Below are 19,138 nucleotides of genomic sequence, written 5' to 3'. Positions count from 1 at the left end.
TGGAACTGTGCAAATGTGGCCATTAAAGACATGTTTACCAACGACAAGGAGGATAGTGCTGATGTTTTACTGCAACCTTTGCAGCAATCATTCTGACAGCGCTTTGCTGTCACACTGGTACAACAATGATATTCAACTCGCCTACGATTTCCCTCGCGTTTGATCCTGTTTGACGCCTTCGCGTCACCTTCACATTTTTAATTTTCTCGTTCACTGAGTGTTTAGCGCTTTCTTTTGTGATCTCTTCGTCTTGTCATTCAAGCAGTAGAGCCCTGCGAATTGCCACCTCTTGTGATCGATACGCCCAATGCCATACGCGCTCCGCACTTTACGGTAAGTTCTTGGCAATAAGTTATTTAAAAACAATGCTTAGCGACAAGTTCTTCGTGACCAATAAGGGCGCAGCTTTGGGCAAAAAATAGGATCAAAACAATGAAACGATTACCAGAACCTTTCCGCATCAAGATGGTTGAACCCATCAAAATGACCACGCCTGAATACCGTGCTAAGGCACTGCAAGAAGCGGGGTTAAACCCTTTCTTGTTGCGCAGTGAAGATGTCTACATTGATCTGCTCACCGACTCAGGCACAGGTGCCATGAGTGATAATCAATGGGCAGGCATGATGATGGGTGATGAATCTTATGCAGGTAGCCGAAACTATTACCATCTCTGCGACGCAGTAGAGCACTTCTTTGGTTACAAGCTCACTGTACCGACACACCAAGGTCGCGGCGCTGAGCAGATTTTGTTTCCCTGCTTAATCGAGCGAATGCGCCAAGTACGCGGCGGCACCGATCCGGTGTTCATCTCGAATTACCACTTTGACACCACGGCAGGTCACGTTGAGCTGAATGGCGGCATTCCCGTTAACGTGTTAACCGAGAAAGCCTTCGACACCAACACTTATGACGATTGGAAAGGCAACTTCGACCTCGACAAACTGCGCGAAACCATTGCGCACTATGGCGCAGAAAACATCGCCGCAATCATCACGACAGTGACGTGTAACAGTTCAGGCGGTCAGCCGGTATCCATGGCAAACATGCGCGCAGTGTATGACATCGCCAAAGAAGCCGACATCCCCGTGGTGATTGATTCCGCCCGGTATTGCGAAAACGCATGGTTCATCAAACAGCGTGAAGAAGGGTATGAAAATGCCTCCATCACGGACATCATCCGTGAGATGTATACCTATGGCGATATGCTCACCATGTCGGCGAAGAAAGATCCGCTCGTGAACATCGGCGGCTTGTGTTGTGTGCGTGATCACCAAGAGTTGTTCCAAGCCGTGCAAACACGCTGCGTTCCGATGGAAGGCTTCGTTACCTATGGCGGCATGGCAGGCCGAGACATGGAAGCCCTCGCACGCGGTCTGTATGAAGGCGCTGACGAAGACTACCTCAATTACCGTATTCGTCAGGTGGAATACTTGGGCGAGCGTCTGCGTGAAGGCGGCATTCCCATTCAGTATCCAACCGGTGGGCACGCTGTATTTGTTGATGCAGGGAAAATGCTGCCTCATCTTCCTGGCGATCAGTTCCCAGGCCATGTGCTTGCGAACGCACTTTATGTGGAAGCGGGTATTCGCGCCGTCGAGATTGGTTCTTTACTGCTTGGCAGAAACCCAACCACGGGTGAACAAAAAGCCTCGCCGATGGAACTGATGCGACTCACTATTCCACGCCGCGTTTATACCAATGACCACATGGATTACATCGCCGACGCGCTGATTGAACTCAAAGACAAAGCAGCGTCGCTCAAGGGATTGGCATTCACCTACGAACCTGCAGTATTGAGGCACTTTACTGCACGATTTAAGCAACAAACTAAATCATAAGGATTATTACTCCTCTTCCTCCTACTGAGAGGAAGAGGCATCGCTTCAACTTTTGTTAGATCGCATTTCTTAAATTCTCTTACATACCTATATCAAAAACTCGTCACCACACACTGTCGATTTGTTGTTATTTTGTGCTGGAATGATTACCGGTATTTGCAGGGCAGCAAACGCCAATCACAAAAAGATCCAATGCCTTTCATAACAATGAACTCTTTTCGTTAAAGGAATAACAATGAAAAAATTACTCGGTTTGGCTTTGATAGCAACACTTGGTCTTTCTGGCTGTGCATCTGTACCTATGGTGTCAGATGCCGATACAAGCGCAGCAAAAGAATTTAAAGCGCCCATCTCTTCAGACAATGCGGGCATTTATGTTTATCGTGTCGATTCTGCTATTGGCGCCGCATTGAAAAAAGATGTGTTTATCAATGATGAGTGTGTAGGTGAGACAGCTCCTGGTATTTTCTTCTATCATGAAGTCCTTGCTGGCAAAGGAACCAAAGTCTCGACTGAATCAGAATTCTCTCCCAACGATCTTCTGATAGACACAGAACAAGGAAAGCTCTATTTCGTTGAGCAATACATCAAAATGGGGGCTTTTGTCGGTGGTGCTGGCGTAGAGTTAGCGGATGAAGCAACAGGTAAAGCTGAAGTCCAAAAGCTCAACATGGCAGTGAAAGGTTCTTGCTCGGCAAAATAACAACCTATTGACTCATATCTAAAAAGCCCGCTTCTGCGGGCTTTTTTACATCCTCTTAAGCGTTTTGTGCGACTACATTTCACCGTCGGAAATTTTGCGTTGTGCTTCTTTTTCCGTCAGTTCTCCAAAGAGCAATGCCATCATGGCTTGAATGCGTTTGTTGTCATTGCCAAACTTATCGAGGTTCGCGCTATAAGGCGCAACAAAGGTCACCTCTCCCACTTTTTCATTCTGCTTGAAAGCTGTGATTTTTGCGTCTGCAATGTAAGTCCGTAAATCCCAGCTCCAGCGAGAGATGTAATTCAAGGTTAAAGGCGCATCACCTTGGGCGCTTGCTTGACGCACAACCTTGCAGTCTTTTCCTGAATCTCTGCACCAATCCAGCATGTTATCGAGAAAAACGGCACGTGTGCGCTTGTGTTCAACAATCGTCACTTTGTCTTGCGGTATGTCTGTCGCAATAGGCGTTACTGTGAATTTAGGCGCTGAACAGCCCGCCAAAACAAAACATGCGAATAAGATAACTAACCATTTCTTCATTGTTCGTCCTTGTTGGTCTCAACACATTCCGATATTTAGCGCGCATTGAATTATGACCGTATGTTCAAAGAAGCAGGTGCATCAAAAGTTGTTCGTGGCGAAATCAGTGTTATATACCACTCAAATCGTTGGATTTTTCTTCGACTTTCGACCTTCTTTTCACATTCTCTCGACCATACTTTTGTTATGAGCAATATCCAGTACGTATTGATTTATGTCGCTTTTCAGCAATGGGACGTACTTTACTCCCGTGTTCAGGCAGGATAGAAAACACGAATTCGTGAGAGTGAAAGAATGAAAATTTTAGTGGTAGAAGACGAGCCACGTTTGGGTGAACAGATACTCGAAACGCTAGAAAAAAATGATTGGATGCCTGAGCTTTCTCAAGACGGCATTGATGCCCTCTATCGCGCAACGTCTGAGTCGTGGGATGCCATCGTGCTCGATCTCGGCTTGCCGAAAATAGACGGTTTAACCGTGCTAAAAAGCATCCGTGACGAGAACATCAACACGCCTGTGATTATCCTCAGTGCGCGCGATACCTTGTCGCAGCGCGTTGAAGGGCTAAATGCTGGCGCAGATGATTACCTCACCAAACCTTTCGAAATGCTCGAGCTCACCGCACGTTTACGAGCACACCTTAGACGCGCTTCAGGCAGTGCCTCCCCGACGTTGCAACTGGGCAATCTAAGTTTAGATACCCGTACCTCTACCGTTCTTTGGCATGGCGAAGCCGTTAGCCTGACGGCATTAGAATACAAAGTTATCGCGCATTTCATGCATAACCCCGAAAAGATGATCTCCAAAACGGAGCTCACTGAGCACATCTATAAGCAAGATTTTGAACGCGATTCGAACACGGTTGAAGTGTTCATCGGCCGTATCAGAAAGAAAATATCGCCCGACATCATCAAGACAGTTCGCGGCTTGGGGTATCAATTTAATGCGCAGTAGAGTCAGTTACATTGGAAAACTGAGCTTAAAAAGTCGCTTATTATTAGCCACTGTCATTTGGTTGACCGTGATGGTGTCCATCGCTGGCGTGGGCATTCCTGTGTTGGTGAATGACTACCTCGTCGACGCCACCAAAGAGCGCTTACAGCTTTCGATGACCGAGATTTCGACCAACTTACAGCTTGCTGAAGATCAAACGCTAAGCCTCTCCCAACCGCTTTCAGATCCAAGATTCCAACAACGTTTCAGCGGTTTGTATTGGTCTATCAGTGCAGGCAGCCAACAGCTTCGCTCCCCTTCTCTCGCAGGCAAAGATTTCTATGAGGACGTGAAAGGCCCCCTCAAAGAAATACATGGCGCGCGCAAAGAAACCCTGATTACGATTTCGGATTCATGGCTACCTGACGGCAGTCAACATCCCGTCAAGGTTATGATCGGCATTGATGAAGACCCAACCGAAGATGTGCTTAAAAGCCTTACCAGTAAGTTATGGGTTATTTTGTCGATGCTGTTTATTGGCGTGTTGGTCCTTATCGGCTTGCAAGTCGCGTGGTCGCTGTTGCCTTTAAACGACATGCAACGAGAATTGGTCGCGCTGAAAGAAGGAAAACAGGATGCGCTGAGCACCAATTATCCGCAGGAAGTGTCGCCTTTAGTATCGGATTTGAACGCCTTGCTTTTCCATTATCACGAGCTGCTTTCACGGGCGCGACACCACGCAGGTAACCTATCCCATGCGCTAAAAACGCCATTGTCTGTGCTGAAAAATGACATTCTCACCCTCGACGAGGAAACCCAGAAGAAGCTGCTGCCTTCAGTGACGCAAATCCAAACCCAAATTGATTATCACTTGGGGCGCGCTCGGGTGGCGGGATCAATGAACATTCTGGCGGTGAAATCGAACCCCTGTGAGCGTGTCGATGCCATCACCATGGCGTTTGATAAGGTTTATGCCTCGCGGGAAATCATCGTGGTTAACGAGCTCGACGATGCATTGGATGTGGCGGTTGACCCTGCAGATCTCGACGAAATGCTCGGAAACGTGCTGGAAAATGGCTACAAATGGGCGAAATCGCTCGTTCGTGTGTATGAGATTGATGCAGGGAGAGAAACGGTTCAGCTGTGTATTGAAGACGATGGCGACGGCATTCCCAAAGAAGAAATGGCAAATGTGCTCGAGCGCAGTGTGCGTCTGGATGAATCCGTTCCTGGCACAGGGTTGGGGTTAAACATTGTGAAGGAAATCGCCCACAGTTATCGCGGTAAACTCGACCTGTGTAACGGGCGCATGGGTGGATTGAAAGTGGTGTTAACCGTGAAGCGAGCACGCTAGTTTTCTCTCTTTACCGTCTCAGTCTCCACATCTACTCACACTATGCGGGGTGACACTCGACGCTTTATCGCTCTGAGTGTTACCCCGTTATCACCGGAAAATCAGTGGGCTTGATGCGTGAGCACGAGCTGAGGATCGTTCACCACCAGCACACGTCCGTCGCTGTAATAATCATGGTCTTCATCGACCGCCAAGGCAGGCATGGCTTGATAATAGGCAGTCGTCATCTCGGGCAATTCTGTGTTGATCAACGATGCTAGCTTGTCTCGCTCTGCATCTATGTTAGGGTCAATGCTATGTAATACGGTAATGATCCCAGAATACATGGTGAGCGTTAGTCCATCGTCATAACTGATTGCGCCCACCCACATCGGTTGATTCAACCTTTCATCGATTCCAGCTTGCCACCAACGAATATGCGCTCGCTTTAGCAAATCACCCGGCAGTTGGAATGCCATGTCTTGCGGACGACCATTCCAGAACAAATCAGACACAGGCGGTGTTTGCCCTTTCAGCAAACCCACATAGTCATTCCAATCAATGTCGTTGCGAGAAAAGGTCTGATTCTCTATCCATCCTAAAGACGTCATCATGGTCCTTGGTGTCTCGCCGACAAACAGTACATTGACGCCCTGCGCATCAAAGATCGGCGATTTCCCTGGGTACGCTTTGTAGTTCAACGATAAAGGCGTAACCGTGGTTGTTGGCGTCGTATCGATAAAGTTATCGGCAAACCAGAAATAGTGGCTGTAATTCACGGTTAGCATGGCCGCGAGGAAAAACGCACTCACTTTAGGTAGTAATTTTTTCCAGCGATAAACATACCCTACCCACGCCAGAACGATTGTTGCTACCGTGGCCATTAAGCTGTATTTGTGTTCGACCAACATGGTCATGAATGCATCGAGATAAGGGTATTGCTCAACGCCTGCAGCGAGTAAATAGCCCCAGAAAATAAACTGCCCCGCGCCAAGCATTAAGCCAATGCTGGAGAAGATCGTAAATCGTGCCCATGAAATTTTTTGTGTGCCTGCCATAAAGGGAACAACCCAAGCAACGGGGCCCAGCAAGCGTGAAAAGGTAAGTGCCGCCGTGCCTTTGGTTGCCATGAGATGACGACAGCGAGCGAATGCGCGTCGGGTTTTAGGTTGCCACTTCATCAGTTTTTGTTGGGCAGGCTTACCAAACTTTCTACCCGTCAAATAGCTCAATTGGTCGCCAAGAAACCCACCGAGCAACACCATAAGAACGCCTGATACGATGCCATCGTAAAGCTGATATCCTGCGGCCAGCAGAAATGGCTCTGCTGGCACAAACAGGTTAGGCCCAATCAGCGCATCGAAAAATGCACCCAGAAACAGACCGAAAGACTCAAACATGATTGCCTCGAATTACCGTGTTTATGTTTGTTTCGCTAACAAATCCATTCACGTTACTTTTGCTCGTGATAGTGACCGAACTTGTATTCCATTTCGTTGTTACGCATTTCGCCAAAGAAGAAACGACGCACATTGGCTTTCACGTACGTCATGCCTGTCGCCATCATGCCGTCTTGATCGAGTCGACGAGGGTCAAAGTCAAACGTGGTATTGATGAACCGGAAACGCGCATTTTTGCTGGCGCGGCGCACGTAGTCGCAGTCTTCACACAAGGTGATCCTTTCATCAAAGCCGTTCAGTTTTTCGTGGGCAGCGCGTGTCGAAAAGATGCAAGCACCGACCGCGGTTGGGAAGAAGAATTGGGTGGCGAACATGCCGCCGTTGAACGCCGCATAACATAGCTTTTGCACCATCGGCAGGTTGGTTGCGCCCATGTAAACGCCAGCGACGTCGAGGTCTTTGTCGTTCAGTTGATTGACGGCTTTTGTTAGGAAATCCGCAGACAAACGAACGTCGGCATCCAAGAATAGTAAACGTTCGTTGTTAGCGAGCGACGCCCCCGTATTACGGCCAAGGCTGACACCACGGGTTTCCATGCGGTGAATGGTCAGAGCTGGCAGGCTTTCCGCGTAGGAACGGGCAACGTCGCAGGTTGCATCGTCGCTGTTTGAATCCACCAAGATGACTTCAAAATCGCGGTGAGTTTGTTGGCACAAATCGTCCAGCAGACGACCAATTCGTTTCTCTTCGTTCAGAGTAATAATGACGACGCTAACTGATTCCATGTGTTGCTCCTTACCTTGCAATTGATATGTTTGCTTAAGTTGATAAGAAGCTTAACGGGGTGACCCTTAACCCAGCGTGAGGAGGTTGTTCATATTCAGTTCAGGTTCGATTTCAGCGCGTCACTGTGAGGTACAATGTCGGTCAAGCATAATGAAGCGGGCATGTCCAAAAAATGCATACCTGCGCCAAATTTATGGCAGCGTTTAAAGAGAAAAGCCCGCGTTTGCGGACTTTATTTTTAGTGCAAGATATTAGTAACCTGAGGCGAAGAAACCAAACACCTCATCATCGGAAGCGTAATCGATATATTCAGATTCAGGGAAAAACTCACAATTTTCAGCAACTGGTTTGATTTCACCAGACCAACCGTAGGGGATAGCGATCAGATATTGTGCCCTTCCTCTTCGTTTACTGGATAAATTTTCAAATTTGACCTTGTTGAGATCGCATCCATCGTTCATTAGAAACGCTTTGATCGTTAGTGTTTCTCTCGAGGAGGTCAACGAAAAATCAGAAAGTACAGTATCACTGCCAACCCATCGAATAGCCTGCGAATCTGCCTCATCAAAGCCGCGTTTATATGCAGTCAACTGACCACTCCAATTGACAGGAACGTTCAATTGAAAAATACCCGATTCGTCCGTTTTTACATCATACAAGTATCCCGAAACATCGACATTTTTCAGCGACACGCCAAGACGGTCGATAACACGCCCAGTTAACGACACTTCATACATAGCTTTGGTAAATAGCGACGCTGAAAAGCTGCTAGCAACAAACATCGCGCCCTTGTCGACATCAAATGCATACCCAAAGCTGTATTCGCTCCCCCTAATCGTATCCACCATGCTCCATGCATCAGCGTTATCGCGAGCAAAGTGATAAATACTTGTATTTTCATCATCGCCTACGAACAATTGACCCTCGCTGAGCTCTACATCATGCCCAAAGTAGCCATTTGGATTAGACGCCGTGATGAGCGCTTCTTCCTCCCATTCACCAACTTCATTTCTTTGATATGTTTGAACGTTACCGGGGGATCCGTATGCCGCGACGGCAAGTAAGTCACCCTCAACATCAAACGACCACCCAAAGCTTTGATACTCTCCTATGGCGTTGGGTTTGCGTATCACTTGCTTGAGTGAAAGTTGGTTAGAAATGGAATAAACATGAACCTTGTTTGCCTTATAAACACTGACGAGGAGATCGTCTCCTGAACGTCGAATGTCAGTTCCAAGCTCACCGACAGCGCCTTCAGGCAATTCCAATGACCGATTAAACACCCATTGCCCATTATTTTTCTTATACACATCTACACGTTGCACAGAGACAGTAAACGCCAACAGATCATTATCTACGTATACCGTCTGCCCCCATCGGTTTTGTGACGACGAAGTCTGAGCGATTTCTTGTGACGCCTCCCATTGATAAGGCCAAGTCGTGTAGTCTCGTTTGAAAAGCGATATTTTCCCCGCAGGTCCATAAATAGAAGGCTCGCCAACTGCAATATTATGCTCATGAACGGCAATGTTTTTATTCGACCCTTGGTTCGAGACTGAAACAGGTAACATTTTACCGAGCGTCCAGTAACCGTCTTGTTTTTTATAGAGTTGATTCCCCACAAGCGCTGTATTGCCATGCACAGAGGCAGCATGCTTCCCTTGATTCAGCGGTATCATGCGGCTCATCAAATCATCAGACACCTTTTCCTGAGCCCATGCCAATGAAGTGACGCACCCTAATAGTAAGAGCCATGTTTTATTACGCATTTCATTCCCTTCAAATTGTAAGAATTGAGATATCGAGTTACTCCTCATTACCGGTAACACCAAAACAAAACTGCGTTTTTCAAAGGCGAGAAAGAGAAAATAAACATACAAAGCCCGAACAAACCGAGCATATGCACATCTCGACTATGCGACCATAGTTTATATGAATATGAAAACAATTATCATTTGATAAATTAATATCAATTAAATGACAATATTCACATTAGGGTGAGATCACTTATGAAATAGAGGGTTATCATGTCTGAGCCCCGTCCATAGAACCTGATGTCAATGGTAAATCAGGTATCTGTTATTGCGAGGAAGAGAGAGACAAAGAGGATTTTTGAAGCTCAACATGGCGAAAAGTTTAAAAAAGCACGCCACACATGATGCATGGCGTTTTTCTTTGTTCGTTTGCGCGAATGCTATTGCTGTTGAAGCCTGATCGCGCCAATCAAAGCATCAACACCGGCTTCGACTTTCGAGCGTGAACACCCCAAGTTCAGACGCACATAGCCCTTCCCTGCGTCGCCGTACACACTGCCATTCATGATGGCAACGCTAAACGAATCAATAAGGTCGCGCTGCAATCTGTCCATGTCTAGGTTCAACGATGACAGGTCAATCCACGCCAAGTACGTTGCATCTGGTGTGCGGTAATTCACGGAAGGAAACGCCGTATTCAGGCGTGACGCGACATACGTGTGATTTTCTCGCACATAGTCGTTCAAGGCATTCAACCAAGGCTCGCCTTGCTCGTACGCCGCCATCATGCCCAACACGCCCATGATTGAAGGCGACGACAAACCATCCACCTCTTTTAACTTGAACAAGTAATGCTCTCGGCACTGCGTATCAGGAATAAACGCATACGCCCCATTCAAGGCAGGAATGTTGAAAGACTTCGAGGCCGACGTGACGAGCGCCCAACGCGTCTGCATGCCAAAGCCTTGCCAAGGCGTGTGGGCTTCAAACGCGACATCCATGTGGATTTCATCGGATATGACCGCCACCGCATGTTTGTCGCACAGCGCTGCAATGCGGGTAAGCTCCTCTTTACGCCATACACGCCCCGTTGGGTTATGAGGGCTGCACAGTAGGAAAATCGTCGTGTCTGGCAGGGCAAGCTGTTCTTCAAGACGCGTCCAATCCACGTCCCACCCTGAATCGGTTTTGATCAGCGGATTACGAATACAGCGACGACCTGACCCTTCAACCAACTTATCGAAGGCATCATAAGCAGGCGTTTGGAATACCACGCCATCAACGACATGGCTCCATTTCTCAATCAATTTAGCGATGATATAAATCACCGAGGGGCCGTAAACAATGTGTTCAGCATTCACTTCGACATTAAATCGAGAGGCATACCAGCGCACGATCGCGCCTTTAAAATCATCATGATTCCAACGGCTGTAACCCAACACTGGGTGCTCTAGGCGCGCTTTCAACGCCTCAACCACAGCCTCTGGTGCACCGAAATCCATGTCTGAAATGGTAAATGGCAACAAGCCAGCTTTCCCAAAGCGGTCTTGCACGTAATCCCACTGCGTGCAGTACGTGCCCATGCGGTCAATCGTGGTGTCAAAATCAAAGGTCTTGGTCATGCTTTGTATCTTCCGAACTCACACCGTCTTAATACGGTGTGTTTTGTACGAATAAAACTGAAAAACCCCAGCCTGTTAGAGACCTATCAGACCGGGGATTTCATGTGGGGGAATCGTTAATTTAGCTCGCTGTTGCTGTCATCAGGGCTTGCATTTCATTCTTCACCAAATGCACTTGCGTACCGATAACCACTTGCAGGCTGTGCGCATCGAGCTTCACCACACCCAGCGCGCCGTAAGCTTTTAGCTTGTCTGCATCGACCAAATCCATGTTATCAACCGTCAGACGAAGGCGAGTAATACAGTTGTCTAGAGACGTGATGTTGTCTTTACCGCCTAGTGCTTTCAGGATGGCTGCACCTTTGCCTGATTCGTTAATGAATGCAGCTTCTAGCTCGCTATCCACTTCTGCGGTATCCACTTCACGGCCCGGCGTTTTTAGGTTGAACTTCAAAATCGCGAACTTGAACACACCGTAGTAAACCGCGAACCAAGCTGCTGCAACCACAGGCACCAAGTACCACTTCGTTGCTGTTCCTTGAAGCACGCCGAACACCAAGAAGTCGATGATATTGCCGTCGGTATTACCGATGGTCACGTCCAGCAGGCCCATCACCATGAAACCAAGGCCCGTCAAGATAGCGTGAATGAAGTACAACGCTGGCGCAACGAACAGGAACAGGAATTCAAGCGGCTCAGTGATACCACCCACGACACATGCAACCACACCCGAGATAAGCAGCGCTTTAATTTTTGAGCGGTTTTCAGGTTTTGCACAGTGGTACATTGCCAGCGCCGCACCAGGTAGACCGCCAAGGAAAGCTGGCATCTTACCTTGTGAAAGGAACGCCGTGACTTCTGGCGTGAAGCCGTTGGTTTCTGCACACGCAAGCTCTGAGTAGAAGATGTTCAACGCGCCAGACACAGTTTCGCCACACACTGCCATGGTGCCGCCCGCTTCAGTAAAGCGAACCAGCGCAACAAGAATGTGGTGCAAACCGATAGGTAGAAGCAAACGCTCACCCGTACCAAACAGCATTGGACCAAACGCACCCGCACTTGCAATCAAGTTACCGATACCGTTGATGCCTGCAGCAAAGTAAGGCCAAACAAAAGGAATAAGCACACCAACCACACCCAGCGTGATGGCTGAAATGATAGGAACAAAGCGCGCACCGCCGAAGAATGCCAATGCATCAGGCATTTTGAATTTGTAGAAGCGTATGTGTAGTTTGGCAACAATAATACCCACCAACACCGCACCCAAGATGCCTGTGTCGATAGATTCAATGCCGATGATGCTCTTCACGCCATAAGCTTTGCTCGCCGCAGGGTCGCCCAGCACATTTGCCACAGTCAGGTAGAAGTTAATCGCCAAGTTGAACGCTGCGTAACCCACAAAACCTGCGAATGCTGCCACGCCTTTTTCTTCACGTGCCAGACCCAGTGGAATCGCAATCGCGAACATCACTGGCAGATAAATGAATGCCACCAAGCCAATCTTGGTCATCCACATAAACAGGTATTGAAGCAAGGTGTTATCTAAAAATGGGATCGCTTCGCGAATCGCTGAGCTCGACAGTGAACTGCCCACACCCAATAAAATGCCTGAGAATGCAAGAAGTGCCACTGGCAGCATGAAGGTTTTGCCAAGGCTTTGTAGGAATTCCCACATGGTGGATTTTGTCGCTGCTTTGTTCGTCATAACCACTCTCCGAAATTGAGAAACATGACAGTTGTGCTGGTTACAGCCCTATCGTTAGGACTATGTGTTTTCTACGCGGATAATAGGGAAGGAAAAATTTTGATAAAACGTTTTATCAAAACATTTGTGATCTGTGCATGATTGCATAGTCAGCAAATTTGATCGGCTTTAAAAAACGGGAAAATAACCGTATGCTTGAGTGATAAAACGTTTTACCTATGCTGAAAAAGGGAATCTGTTGAAAAAAGTGACCATCACGGAAGTGGCTGAACACGCTGGCGTCTCTGTTACCACTGTCTCTATGGTACTTAGCAACAAAGGGCGCATTTCGCCCGACACCATAGAAAAGGTAAATAACGCAGTTGCAGCACTGGGGTACGTGAAGAACCGATCTGCCGCTAACCTTCGCTCCAACAGTAGCGAAATCATCGGGCTGATCTTAAAAGACATCAGTGACCCGTATTACGCACAAGTTGCTGCAGGGCTTTGCGAAGAAACAGAAAAGCAAGGCTATATGGTTTTCCTCGCACAAAGTGGCGAGAGTGACGAAAAGTTCGAGCATTGCATGCTGACCATGGCGCGCCAAGGCGTCGGCGGTATCGCGTTTTGTCCAAACAACGAAAACCAGCACGTCAATGCTGATGTATTAAAGGCGCACAAATTACCTATGGTGTGCATTTCCCGCGCATCATTGAATCAACAGATTGACTATGTCGGCCCTGATAACGCCAGCGCGGCCAAAATGGCGACCGAGCACCTGATCAATCAAGGCCATCGACGCATTGCGTACGTCGGCGGAAAAAGCAGCTCTCTTTGTCGTGCTGAACGTGTTGGTGGCTATTGCAGCACCTTGATGCAATTTGGCTTGCCGCTCAAACCAGAATGGGTGATTGAATGTGATGCAGGCCAAGCCCCTGCTGCCGATGCCGTTCAAGCCTTGTTAGCCACGCACCCGCAAATCACCGCGGTGTTGTGCCATTACTCGTCAACGGCAGTGGGCGCGGTTCAAGGCATCGCGCGCGTGGGCCGCTCTGTCGGGGAAGACATTTTTATCGGCAAGCAACTCAGCATCGTGGGCTTTGATGCGGTACAAGACGCCGAACTCACCGAACCGCCGATTACTTTTGTAAATTCCGATGCGAAGGAAATCGGCCGACAGGCTGCGAAGCGCCTGATTGAGCAGTTTGAGGAGAGTGACACGATTCCGCGCAAAGTCATTGTTGCCCCCACACTCACCAATGCGTAGTCAGCCTGATGTAAGGTGGAAGCAAAAACTGGTACATTAGCGCCATCACTCACTACTCTTTGCATCATTTTGGAATTATTCAATATTTCTTGCCTGGGCAAACCGCTTCGCTTAGAAGGCTCGCTCGCAGGTTGGCAAGCGCTTTACTGGGATAATCAACTTGTCTCTCAATTGGCAGCAAGTGCGGACAGCGAAGAAGAAAAAACTCACTCGTTTCAACTCGCAAGAGACGAACTGATCTTAACGGTCAACGTCGCTTCCACCGTAACCTGGCAGCCGTTTACGATCGACTATCGCGTTACCGTTAACGACGAAGTGGTGGAATCAGGTTCTCGCGATGAAAAAGACATCGAGCGTCAAACGCCGGTAGTTGAACCGCAAGGCAAGACAAAATTTAGTCTGATTGGTTTAGCGTCTCTCGGCATGAAGCTATTCAAAAGTGCCAAGGTCATTAAAGTGGTGCTTGCCGGTGCAAGTGTTGCTGCCTATTCATGGCTTTTTTCTTGGCAATTTGCCGTCACGTTGATCGCGTGTTTGGTCGTGCACGAGTATGGGCATATTCGCGCCATGAAATACTTCGGCATGAAAACCAAAGGAATCTATCTGATTCCGTTCGTCGGCGGCGCGGCACTCAGTGATGAAAAAATAAACACACGCTGGCAAGACGTGGTGATCTCTATCATGGGCCCGACATTCGGTTTGTTTATGTCGTTAGCCGCCATGGTGGCTTATTGGATCACTGGCAACATTTTCTTTGCAGGCATTGCGACATTTAACGCCCTGTTGAACCTGTTTAACTTACTGCCCATCTTGCCGCTTGATGGAGGGCACATACTCAAAAGCATCAGCTTTTCGATGAACAGTATCGCAGGCTTGATTGCGTGTGTAGCTGGCGCAGCAGTCGGTGTGTTTGTTAGCTATACCTTCGGGCTCGCCCTACTCGGCTTCTTGCTGTTGATAGGTAGTGCGGAGATTGTGTTTGAATGGAAGTATCGTCACCACTCTCACCTACTGCCGCTCACCCGCTATGGGCAGCTATTCAGTACCGCATGGTATTTGGTGACGGTAGCGTCATTGATTGGCGTGATCATTTACTTTGCGACCAAAGGTGATGACATGCTGGCGCTGCCATTGATGATCCTGCAAAGCTAACGCTTTCGGAACGCGCACATGAAAAACGCCAGCATTTGCTGGCGTTTTTTTGTGTCTAATCAAGACGAAAACAGCAAATCAGTTTGTTTGTTGCACCGTTTGCATTTTAATCACGCTCATTGCTGACGTGATGTTTTCCGATGTCAGCCCTGTTTCGAAGTTCACATAATATTCAGAACTTGAGTAAGCCAGTGCTGAGAGACTAAAGAATTAACGAGAGCGCCTCGCCAGATGCGAGAAACGCTCATGTTAATCGGTTCCTTCAAAAAATTAATGAAGAACCGTCGGTGTTTTGCTTTTTCTGACAGAAGTGAGTGCGTCTGCCATGGCATCAAAACTGGCTTCATCGACAGATTCGGCGCCTTGCATGCGCATTTCGAGTTTAATGACGTTCTCGATTGATTTGCGCAATTTGAACACCGCGACTTTCAACTGACCGATAACGGATAACACGTCCGTCGCCAATTTAATGTCTTTTGAGTTGAACGTCGCTTCAGATTGAATACGCAACATTTCTTCTGCACTGCGAGAGAATGCATCCGCATCTACGAGTACGTGTGCACTTTCCTCATCAAAGTAACCGGATGGGATCTCTGAATGAATGATTTCATAGAGCTTATTGTTCCAGTTAGCCGTTTCAATCTGAATGGAAAGAAGCGACACATTGATCGTATCTAAAAAAGGTGTAGTTGCTGTTCTATTTTGATCTTCCGAATAGGTCCCTAATGTACTCAATGCATGGACTGCATTCAGTAATGAAGTTCTAGCGTCCTGGCTCAGCGAAAAGAAATCAATATTCATAACCAGATCCTTACTCACTTTATTACATTTAAGCTTTAGCGAATTGACGAAACAACTCGAGTTAGTGAGAGGCTAGCTATGAGAGTTTGAAATTACAACCCTCTTTATTTACAAAGCTAAATATCTAATGAGATCTGTTTTATATTAGAGACACTTGAGCTGGAGTTGCATAGAAAACACGTCGGATTGGCACATATATATTTACAACTGCACATTTTGAGAAAAACAGACACAAAGAGCCAGGTACATTAAGAATCAGACAAGGTGTTAAGCATACAATACACAACTCAACACCTTGTTATTATTAAGCTAATACAAACTACTCATTGTCAACTTTCAAAATTTTCATTAATCAAGTCATGCTCCTAATTTCCTGATTTAACGTATTAAAGCCTGAAATCACACGCACTTTTCAAACAAAACAAAGTGCATATTCGTATGTAACTGCACTGGATATATTAGAAAGTTATTTTTCAATGCGAATCAATAAAATTTTAATTAACCTATTGTAAATAAAACAGTAATTAAAAATCTCCAATGGCAGACCTATCTATCTCACGCGTTATCGGGATGCACACCAACAACGCGTGAGATAACGTCTCTAAACGGTGGCCTTGCCTTCTTGCCATTTGTCCACGACCAAGGCTGCAATCAAGTCACCCTCTACATTCACCGCCGTCCGAAAAGTATCAAGCGGGCGTTCAATGATCAGCAATATAGCAATGGCTTCTAAGGGGATGCCCGCCGCAAGTAGCACCAATTGCATTCCTGACATCGAGCCCGAGGGCATACCTGGCGCGCCGATGGAAGACACCATCGCCATAATAAAAATCATGACCAAACCACTCGTGCCTAAATCGATGCCATACAACTGAGCGAGGAAGATGGCAGCCACACCCTCAAACAAGGCTGTGCCATCCATGTTCATGATCGCGCCCAGCGGTAACACCATGCTGCTTGTAGATTGAGAAACACCCAGCTCCTCTTCCGCAACCTGCATCGACAATGGCAATGTCGCAGAGCTTGAAGAGGTGGCGAATGCCATTGCCATCGGTGCAGATAGTGCCTTGAAGAGCTGACCCAACCGAATGCCCGTCATCAGCCTCGCGATCAATGGCAATACAATACCGCCATGTATCGCGGTAAGCACAAAGACGAGCAAAGCAAATAAGGCAAGTTGTCCAAACAGGGCATCCCCGCTATTCAGCGTGAACTCAACAACAATCGCGAATACCGCAAGTGGCGCGAGTCGAATGATACCAGACACTACATAATTCACCGCGGTGTTGAGGCCTGAAATCACTTCAAATACCGCGTGCTCGCGTGGCAAGGTTGCCAACAATGCCATGCCCAACATCAATGAGAAAACGACAATCGCAAGCAAGTTGGTGTTGGCAAGCGCATCAACGGGGTTGACCAGCGCCATAGAAAACAACTTGGTCGCAATCGAGCCCGCACTGCTGGATGCTTCACTGATCAACTCAACGCCCGGTTGAACAACCACGGATGACGGCTCGATGAGTGCTGGCCATTCAGGCAATGAAAGCGATACCCCAAGCGCAAGAGAAATCGCCAGCAATGACGTCATGAAGTAAAACACGACCGTTTTCATGCCGAGTGCTTTTAACTTAACAGTCGAACCAATGCTGGTAATGCCTTGTAGCAGAGATAGCATCACCACCAAACCAACAACCATTTTGAGCAGGCCGATGTAGGTGGTTTTTGCCAGAACGATCAGGGAATACAACGCGCTGTCAGTAAACGCACTATCAGAAGGTAAAAGTGCCGTAAAGCACCAAGCCGCAATCCCGGCGAGAAGCAATTGAACAGGAAGAGATGAGAGTAATTTGCGGTTCATAACGAATATCCGTTAGGCGTAGAGCTGATGGTTAATCTTGATGTACAAAGCGATGCTGCTCACCGCTTGACCTTGTAGGGCCGACAACAACAAAAAACGGCCTTCGAATAAAGGCCGTTTTTCGAGTATTGGAACGAGAATTACTTATCGAAGTGGATCACAGTGCGAATGCTTTCGCCTTTATGCATTAGATCGAACGAATGATTGATGTCGTCCAAGCCCATTGTATGGGTGATAAAATCGTTCAATTTAAACTCTCCAGCCATATAGCGTTCAACAATTTCTGGCAGTTCAGAACGCCCTTTCACACCACCAAATGCGGAACCACGCCACACACGGCCAGTCACAAGCTGGAACGGACGCGTAGAGATTTCTTGGCCAGCACCGGCAACGCCAATAACCACAGACTCACCCCAGCCTTTGTGACAGCACTCAAGCGCTGAACGCATCACATTCACATTGCCGATACATTCAAAAGAATAATCAACCCCGCCATCTGTCAATTCAACGATCATATCTTGAATAGGCTTGTCGAATTGTGTCGGGTTGATGCAGTCTGTCGCACCTAGCTGACGCGCTAACTCGAACTTGCTTTCGTTAATGTCGATAGCAATGATGCGGCTCGCTTTCGCCATTTGAGCGCCAATAATGGCAGAAAGACCAATACCACCCAGACCAAACACTGCCACCGTGTCGCCTTCTTGTACTTTCGCGGTGTTCAATACCGCGCCCATACCTGTCGTCACACCACAACCCAGCAGACACACTTCTTCTAGGGGCGCTTCTTTGTTGACTTTTGCCAGAGAGATCTCAGGCAATACGGTGTACTCAGAAAATGTCGAGCAGCCCATGTAATGGAAGATAGGCTGGCCGTCTTTGTAGAAGCGTGTTGTGCCGTCAGGCATCAAGCCTTGACCCTGGGTTTCACGAATTTTCTGGCAAAGGTTGGTTTTGCCAGACTTACAGAACTTACACTCACCACATTCAGGTGTGTAAAGCGGGATAACATGATCACCCACCTCAACGCTGGTCACACCCTCGCCGACCATTTCAACAATACCGCCACCCTCGTGACCCAAAATGACAGGGAAAATACCTTCTGGATCATCGCCTGACATAGTGAAGGCATCCGTATGACAAACACCGGTTGCCACAATACGTACAAGCACTTCGCCTGCACGTGGCAGCATCACATCCACTTCTTCAATAGACAGTGGTTGGTTTGGTGCCCAAGCAATGGCCGCTTTAGATTTAATAAATTGGTCAGTCATTTTTATCTCTCAATAATTCATGCAGCAGAACTAAAAACAAATCAGGTTAAATACGTCTGCATCGATATATCCAAACAACCTGAAAATACAGTGTTCAGTTCGTTTGGACTTAAACAGGAAGAAACCGCCAAAACGAGTCAACACCGTTTCGCGTTTCGATGGGGCGCATTTTAGGCTTTTACTGAGATTTGATAA

General features: G+C 47.6%; 15 protein-coding genes. 6 read left to right on the top strand and 9 right to left on the bottom strand.

The genetic code is table 11. The features are described 5' to 3' along the window. Positions 1–432 precede the first annotated feature (432 nt). Positions 433–1,839, top strand: coding sequence for a tryptophanase (locus BM082_RS03740; RefSeq protein WP_017010386.1), 1,407 nt, complete (start codon positions 433–435; stop codon positions 1,837–1,839). Between the two features lie 235 nt (positions 1,840–2,074). Further along, entirely contained in the window at positions 2,075–2,542 is a 468-nt protein-coding gene (locus BM082_RS03735) for a DUF2846 domain-containing protein (RefSeq protein WP_017010385.1), read from the top strand. 72 nt (positions 2,543–2,614) lie between these two features. Here the strand turns inward: BM082_RS03735 and BM082_RS03730 are convergent, their stop codons facing one another. After that, positions 2,615–3,082 carry an Sbal_3080 family lipoprotein gene (locus tag BM082_RS03730; RefSeq protein ID WP_017010384.1) on the bottom strand — a complete coding sequence of 156 codons (468 nt, stop codon included), beginning with the start codon at positions 3,080–3,082 and terminating at the stop codon, positions 2,615–2,617. A 294-nt stretch (positions 3,083–3,376) separates the two neighbouring features. On the opposite strand from BM082_RS03730, the gene BM082_RS03725 reads away from it, so the two are divergent. Continuing rightward, positions 3,377–4,036, top strand: a complete 660-nt coding sequence (locus BM082_RS03725) for a response regulator transcription factor (protein WP_017010382.1) — start codon at positions 3,377–3,379, stop codon at positions 4,034–4,036. Then, positions 4,026–5,369, top strand: coding sequence for an ATP-binding protein (locus BM082_RS03720; RefSeq protein WP_017010381.1), 1,344 nt, complete (start codon positions 4,026–4,028; stop codon positions 5,367–5,369). The genes BM082_RS03725 and BM082_RS03720 overlap by 11 nt, the downstream gene beginning before the upstream one ends. A 101-nt stretch (positions 5,370–5,470) precedes the next feature. Here BM082_RS03720 and BM082_RS03715 read toward each other — a convergent pair whose 3' ends face one another. The 5 genes from BM082_RS03715 to malX form a co-directional block, all read right to left on the bottom strand. After that, the gene (locus BM082_RS03715) at positions 5,471–6,748 is read right to left on the bottom strand and encodes an LssY C-terminal domain-containing protein (protein WP_017015254.1); all 1,278 of its coding nucleotides are present in this window, start codon (positions 6,746–6,748) and stop codon (positions 5,471–5,473) included. 53 nt (positions 6,749–6,801) lie between these two features. Next, the gene (locus BM082_RS03710; protein ID WP_017015253.1) at positions 6,802–7,533 is read right to left on the bottom strand and encodes a glycosyltransferase family 2 protein; all 732 of its coding nucleotides are present in this window, start codon (positions 7,531–7,533) and stop codon (positions 6,802–6,804) included. A 252-nt stretch (positions 7,534–7,785) separates the two neighbouring features. Beyond that, entirely contained in the window at positions 7,786–9,414 is a 1,629-nt protein-coding gene (locus BM082_RS03705) for a carboxypeptidase-like regulatory domain-containing protein (protein WP_244275920.1), read from the bottom strand. A gap of 314 nt (positions 9,415–9,728) precedes the next feature. Further along, positions 9,729–10,910 (bottom strand): MalY/PatB family protein, encoded by a 1,182-nt coding sequence (locus tag BM082_RS03700; RefSeq protein ID WP_074925353.1) that lies wholly within the window; start codon positions 10,908–10,910, stop codon positions 9,729–9,731. 121 nt (positions 10,911–11,031) lie between these two features. Then, positions 11,032–12,615, bottom strand: a complete 1,584-nt coding sequence (gene malX, locus BM082_RS03695) for a maltose/glucose-specific PTS transporter subunit IIBC (RefSeq protein WP_074925350.1) — start codon at positions 12,613–12,615, stop codon at positions 11,032–11,034. A gap of 199 nt (positions 12,616–12,814) precedes the next feature. Here malX and malI point away from each other — a divergent pair, with 199 nt between their 5' ends. Further along, positions 12,815–13,861 (top strand): Mal regulon transcriptional regulator MalI, encoded by a 1,047-nt coding sequence (gene malI, locus BM082_RS03690; RefSeq protein ID WP_074925347.1) that lies wholly within the window; start codon positions 12,815–12,817, stop codon positions 13,859–13,861. 69 nt (positions 13,862–13,930) lie between these two features. Further along, positions 13,931–15,013, top strand: a complete 1,083-nt coding sequence (locus BM082_RS03685) for a site-2 protease family protein (protein ID WP_017015248.1) — start codon at positions 13,931–13,933, stop codon at positions 15,011–15,013. A gap of 270 nt (positions 15,014–15,283) precedes the next feature. Here BM082_RS03685 and BM082_RS03680 read toward each other — a convergent pair whose 3' ends face one another. The 3 genes from BM082_RS03680 to BM082_RS03670 form a co-directional block, all read right to left on the bottom strand. Further along, positions 15,284–15,814 carry a hypothetical protein gene (locus BM082_RS03680; protein WP_017015247.1) on the bottom strand — a complete coding sequence of 177 codons (531 nt, stop codon included), beginning with the start codon at positions 15,812–15,814 and terminating at the stop codon, positions 15,284–15,286. 601 nt (positions 15,815–16,415) lie between these two features. After that, complete coding sequence (locus BM082_RS03675; protein ID WP_017017001.1) at positions 16,416–17,672, bottom strand: dicarboxylate/amino acid:cation symporter; 1,257 nt, start codon at positions 17,670–17,672, stop codon at positions 16,416–16,418. 140 nt (positions 17,673–17,812) lie between these two features. After that, on the bottom strand, positions 17,813–18,943 hold the full coding sequence (locus tag BM082_RS03670; RefSeq protein ID WP_017015246.1) for an S-(hydroxymethyl)glutathione dehydrogenase/class III alcohol dehydrogenase: 1,131 nt from the start codon (positions 18,941–18,943) through the stop codon (positions 17,813–17,815). Between the last annotated feature and the right edge of the window lie 195 nt (positions 18,944–19,138).

The organism is Enterovibrio norvegicus DSM 15893 (genome assembly GCF_900115495.1).
Taxonomy (GTDB): domain Bacteria; phylum Pseudomonadota; class Gammaproteobacteria; order Enterobacterales; family Vibrionaceae; genus Enterovibrio; species Enterovibrio norvegicus.
Note: the sequence above shows the minus strand (reverse complement) of the source record. Positions and strands in the feature narration are given on the sequence as shown.